General features: G+C 64.9%; 6 protein-coding genes. All 6 read left to right on the top strand.

Features of this window, described 5'->3' with window-relative positions; genetic code table 11:
• Nucleotides 1-651: acyl-CoA dehydrogenase family protein (locus tag VFA16_RS06275; protein ID WP_324966987.1), on the top strand; the 651-nt coding region annotated here is incomplete at its 5' end.
• A gap of 8 nt (nt 652-659) precedes the next feature.
• Nucleotides 660-1,778, top strand: a complete 1,119-nt coding sequence (locus tag VFA16_RS06270) for an acyl-CoA dehydrogenase family protein (RefSeq protein WP_324966986.1) — start codon at nt 660-662, stop codon at nt 1,776-1,778.
• A 16-nt stretch (nt 1,779-1,794) separates the two neighbouring features.
• Nucleotides 1,795-2,217, top strand: a complete 423-nt coding sequence (locus VFA16_RS06265) for a PPOX class F420-dependent oxidoreductase (protein ID WP_324966985.1) — start codon at nt 1,795-1,797, stop codon at nt 2,215-2,217.
• Between the two features lie 36 nt (nt 2,218-2,253).
• Complete coding sequence (locus VFA16_RS06260; protein WP_324966984.1) at nt 2,254-3,297, top strand: dihydrodipicolinate reductase; 1,044 nt, start codon at nt 2,254-2,256, stop codon at nt 3,295-3,297.
• Between the two features lie 296 nt (nt 3,298-3,593).
• Nucleotides 3,594-4,034, top strand: coding sequence for an MmpS family transport accessory protein (locus tag VFA16_RS06255; protein WP_324966983.1), 441 nt, complete (start codon nt 3,594-3,596; stop codon nt 4,032-4,034).
• The coding region (locus VFA16_RS06250; protein ID WP_324966982.1) for an MMPL family transporter at nt 4,031-5,053 on the top strand (1,023 nt) is incomplete at its 3' end. The genes VFA16_RS06255 and VFA16_RS06250, both read left to right, overlap by 4 nt.

The following is a 5,053-nucleotide window of genomic DNA, read 5'->3' as shown; positions in this document are numbered from 1 at the left end:
TGTCTGGTGCGCACGGACCCGCAGGCACCCAAGAAGCAGGCCGGCATTTCGTTTGTGCTGATCGACCTCGACACCGCAGGTATCACGATGCGGCCGATCAAGTTGATCGACGGCGGCCATGAAGTCAACGAGGTGTTCTTCGAGGACGTCCGGGTGCCCGCGGATCAGCTTGTCGGGGAGGAAAACCAGGGCTGGACCTACGCGAAGTTCCTGCTCGGCAACGAGCGGACCGGCATCGCCGGAGTGGGCCGAACCAAGGTCCGACTGGCCGAGGTCAAACGGTACGCCGCCGACACCAAGATGCTCGACGACCCGCTGTTCGCGGCGCGGCTTGCCGAGGTCGAAAATGAGCTGCTGGCATTGGAACTCACACAGATGCGCGTGACCGCGAGTTCGGCCGGCGGTAAGCCCAACCCCGCGTCCTCGGTCCTGAAGCTGCGCGGCAGCCAACTGCAGCAGGCGGCCACCGAACTGCTGGTCGAGGTTGCCGGACCCGACGCACTACCGGTTCAAGCAGGCGACGACATCGCGTCGCCGGGATGGGCTCAACTCAGCGCACCGCGCTATCTGAACTACCGCAAGACCTCGATCTACGGCGGCAGCAACGAGGTGCAGCGCAACATCATCGCTTCCACCATTCTCGGATTGTGAGCTGAGCCATGGACTTTCAGTTGAGCGACGAGCAAACCCTGCTGCGCGACACCACGCGCGACGTGCTCGCCCGCACCTATGACCCGGAGACCCGCAACAAGATCGTCGACACCGAGCTCGGCTGGAGCCGTGAGGTGTGGAACCAGCTCGCCGAGATCGGGATTCTCGGCCTCGGATTCGAGCCAGCCGAGGCCGGCCAGATCGAAATCATGCTGGTACTCATCGAAATCGGCCGGCGCCTGGCCCCCGAACCGGTGATAAACGCCGCGCTGGGGCCCGGCGCGATCATCGCCGAGTTAGGCACCGCTGAGCAGAAGCAGCTGCTTGACGACGTCGCAGCCGGCCAGAAGCTGCTGGCCTTCGCCCACTTGGAGCCGGGCATGCGCTCGGCTCAGGCAGACGTCGCGACGACCGCTGAGCGCCAAGGCGATTCGTGGGCGTTGAGCGGGCGGAAGAACCCGGTGCTGGCCGGTGACTGCGCCGACGCTCTGGTGGTCAGCGCCGGGTTACCGGACGGCGGAACGGGATTGTTTCTGGTCGACGCCTCGACAGACGGAGCTGCGCTCACCCGGCATCGATACCAGACATTCGACGGGCAGCGCGGCGCGCAGATCGACTTCGACCAGGCCCCCGCCGAGCCGCTCGGCAACCCGGTCGACGCGTCACGAGCGATCCAACACGCGGTCATCCGGATGCAGTCGGCGCTGTGCGCGGAAGCTCTCGGGGCGATGGAGGAAGCGCTTCGCCTGACCACCGAATACCTCAAGACGCGCAAGCAGTTCGGCGTCACGTTGAACAAATTCCAGACGTTGACCCAGCGCGCCGCCGACATGTACGTCTCGCTGGAGCAGGCCCGCAGCATGAACCTCTACGCCGCGATGTCGATCGCCGACGGCAACCTGGACCCGCTGGTGGCGGCGCGCGCCAAGCTGCAGATCGGCCGATCGGGCCGGCATATCGCCCAAGAGGCGATTCAGTTGCACGGCGGCATCGGCATGACCGCCGAATATCCGGTGGGGCATTACGCGGCGCGGCTCACCGCTATCGAGCACACGCTGGGATCGTCGACTGACCAGCTGCACGTGTTGGTCGACCATCTCGGCGACTACGACTTGGTCAAGCTCTGACCCCGCGGAGAGTCGGATGGCCGAATTAACCGGGGAGGTCGCCGAATTCCTGTCGGCGGGCACCCGGACCGGCATGCTGGGGTATCTCGCGGCCGACGGCCGCCCACTGGTGGCTCCGGTGTGGTTCATCGTCGATGACGGTGAGCTTGTATTCAACACCGGCCGCAACAGCGCGAAAGGCCGTGCGCTGGCGCGGGATTCGCGGGTCGTGATCTGCGTGGACGACCCGCATCCGCCGTATTCGTTCGTGCAGTTGCAAGGCGTCGCCGCGATCGCTGAGGATGCGCCGGACCTGCTGGACATCGCCACCAGGATCGGCGGGCGTTACATGGGGCTGCACCGCGCCCATGAGTTCGGCCGCCGCAACGCCGCGCCGGGCGAGTTGGTGGTGCGGGTGCGGCCGACCAAGGTGGTGTCGGGATTCAATATCGCCGACTGACGTGACCATGCCGAGCCCACCGAACCGGGGAGGTACATGAGTGCACCGCTTCGCGTGATCCAGTGGACGACCGGCAACATCGGACGACGATCACTGCACGCCATCATCGGCAGACCTGACATGGAGCTGGTCGGGGTCTATGCGCACGGGCAGGACAAAGTCGGGGTCGACGCTGCCGATCTGTGCGGCTGGCCGCAGCCGACCGGTGTCAAGGCCACCCACGACATCGGCGCGCTGCTGGCGCTGCGACCCGATGCCTGTTGCTATAACCCGTTGTGGCCCAACATCGACGAGCTGGTACGGCTGCTCGAGGCTGGGGTCAACGTCTGCTCTAGCGCGGCGTGGATCACCGGCGGCAAGCAAAGCCCACAGGACCTCGACCGGATTCTGAAGGCATGTCAGCGTGGCGGTTCGACGATCTTCGGCAGCGGCGCGCATCCGGGAATCTCCAATATGGTCGGCATGGTGCTCAGCGGCGCATGCGAGCGGGTCGACGAAATCCGCATCACCGAGTCGGTGGACTGCTCGACCTACGAATCGGCGGAAACCCAGAAAGCGATGGGCTTTTCCCGGGATCCCGACAGCCCGGGCCTGGCCGACAGCGTGCGACGCGAAAGCGAAGTGTTCGCCGAGTCGGCGGCGATGATGGCCGACGCGATCGGCGCAGAACTGGATCGGATGACCTTCGACGTCACATTTACCGCGGCAACTGCCGACAGCGACCTCGGCTTCATGACGATCCCGGAGGGCACGGTCGCGGGCGTCTACGGCTACCACCGCGGCTGGGTCGGCGACCGCAATGTGGTCAGCGTGGGGTTCAACTGGATCATGGGCGAGCACGTGACGCCGCCGAAGCCGCTCGAGCACGGGCACGTCATCCAGGTGTTCGGGCTGCCGAATATGCGCACGGTGATTCATTGCCTGCCGCCGAACGATTGGACCGAGCCGGGATTCATGGGCCTGGGCATGATCTACACCGCGATGCCGGTCACCAACGCGGTCCCCGCGGTCGTGGCGGCCAACCCGGGGATCGTGACGCTAGCCGATCTGCCGCCGGTCACCGGTCGCGCAGCGGTGTAACGGCGATCACAAGCGCGGCGCGGTGAGTCGCCGCACCGAAACCCAGCGGCGATCACAAGCGCGGCGTAGCCGGGCGCAGTGGGTCGCCGCACCGAAACAGAGCCCAGCCGACCCGAAGAACGCTCCCGTACGGGTTTAGGATGCTTAGCCGTGCGAACGGTCCGTTGACGTGGGACGGAATGCGACGACGGAGGTAAGCGTTTCCGACAGCATTTGGGTCGAGCCCTTGCTGCTCTCGGCTGAGCGTGCTCCCGAGGGTGGGCAACGATCCGATGGGTTAGCGGAGAGGCGGTGAGATGAGGGCTTCGATCACGAAAGCGCTCAAGCGCGCATGGATACCCCTTGTGTTGATCGTCGTGCTCACGGTGTCGGGGTTCGGCGTGGCGCGGCTGCACCGCATCTTCGGGTCCCAAGACCTCAACGCCAACGCCGGCGGCGGCATCGAGATCGTCCAATTCAATCCAAAAGTCGTCACCTACGAGGTCTTCGGGCCGCCGGGAACCACCGCGGACATCAACTATTGGGACGCGGAAGCCAACACCCACCAGGTCAACGGCGCGCCCCTGCCGTGGTCCTACACGATCAGCACGACCCTGCCCGCGGTCAGCGCCAACATCATGGTCCAGGGCAACAGTGACCAAATCCGCTGTCGCATCACGGTGGACGGAGTGGTACGCGAGGAGAAAACCGCCGACGGCATGAACGCCCAGACCTACTGCCTGGTGAAATCGGCATGACCCACACGAACACCGAGCGGATCCACCGCCCCTACATCCCGCACGCAATCCGCATCTTCGCGGTGCCGATCATCCTGGTCTGGGTCTTCATCACCGTGCTGGTGAACGTCGTCGTGCCGCGGCTGGAAGTTGTCAGCGAGGAACACTCGGCCCCGATGGCTCCAATGGACGCGCCGTCGATGCAGGCGATGATGCGCCTAGGTCACAACTTCAAAGAATTCAACTCCAACAGCACGATCATGATCGTGCTGGAGGGGCAGCAACCGCTCGGCGACGCCGCGCACCGCTACTACAACGACATCATCCGTCAACTGCGTGATGACCCCAAACACATCCAGCACATCCAAGACTTTTGGAGCGACCGGCTGACCGCGGCAGGTGTGCAGAGCACCGACGCCAAAGGCGCCTACGTGATGCTCAACATTGCCGGTAACCAAGGCCAGACGCTCGCCAACGAATCCGTCGAAGCGGTCCGCCACGTTCTGGACCGCACACCTGCACCGCCCGGGGTCAAGGCCTACGTCACCGGCCCGGCGGCGCTGTCCGACGACATGCACGTCATCGGCAACGCCAGCCTGGCCAAGATCACCTTGTTCACGCTCGCAGCGATTGCGATCATGCTGTTTTTGGTCTACCGCTCGATCGTCACAACGCTGGTCCAGCTGTTCATGACCGGCATTGCGCTGGCATCCTCGCGCGGGGTCATCGCGGTGCTCGGGTACCACAACGTCTTTGGGCTCACCACTTTCGCCGCCAACATCCTGACCATGCTGGCGATCGCGGCCGGAACGGACTACGGCATCTTCCTGATCGGCCGCTATCAAGAGGCACTGACGGCCGGCGAGGATCGGATATCGGCGTATTACACGACGTTTCGTTCGGTGGCCCCGGTTGTGCTGGGTTCCGGTCTGACGATCGCCGGGGCGACGTTCTGTCTCTTCTTTGCGCGGCTGCCGTGGTTTCACACCATGGGGATCCCGGTCGCGATCGGCATGCTCGTCGTCGTAGCGGCCGGGGTC

Source organism: Mycobacterium sp. (assembly GCF_035653355.1).
Classification (GTDB): domain Bacteria; phylum Actinomycetota; class Actinomycetes; order Mycobacteriales; family Mycobacteriaceae; genus Mycobacterium.
Note: the sequence above shows the minus strand (reverse complement) of the source record. Positions and strands in the feature narration are given on the sequence as shown.

Coding starts and splice junctions, on each gene's coding strand:
- VFA16_RS06270 (WP_324966986.1), top strand. CDS start 660: ATGGACTTTCAGTTGAGCGACGAGCAAACCCTGCTGCGCGACACCACG.
- VFA16_RS06265 (WP_324966985.1), top strand. CDS start 1,795: ATGGCCGAATTAACCGGGGAGGTCGCCGAATTCCTGTCGGCGGGCACC.
- VFA16_RS06260 (WP_324966984.1), top strand. CDS start 2,254: ATGAGTGCACCGCTTCGCGTGATCCAGTGGACGACCGGCAACATCGGA.
- VFA16_RS06255 (WP_324966983.1), top strand. CDS start 3,594: ATGAGGGCTTCGATCACGAAAGCGCTCAAGCGCGCATGGATACCCCTT.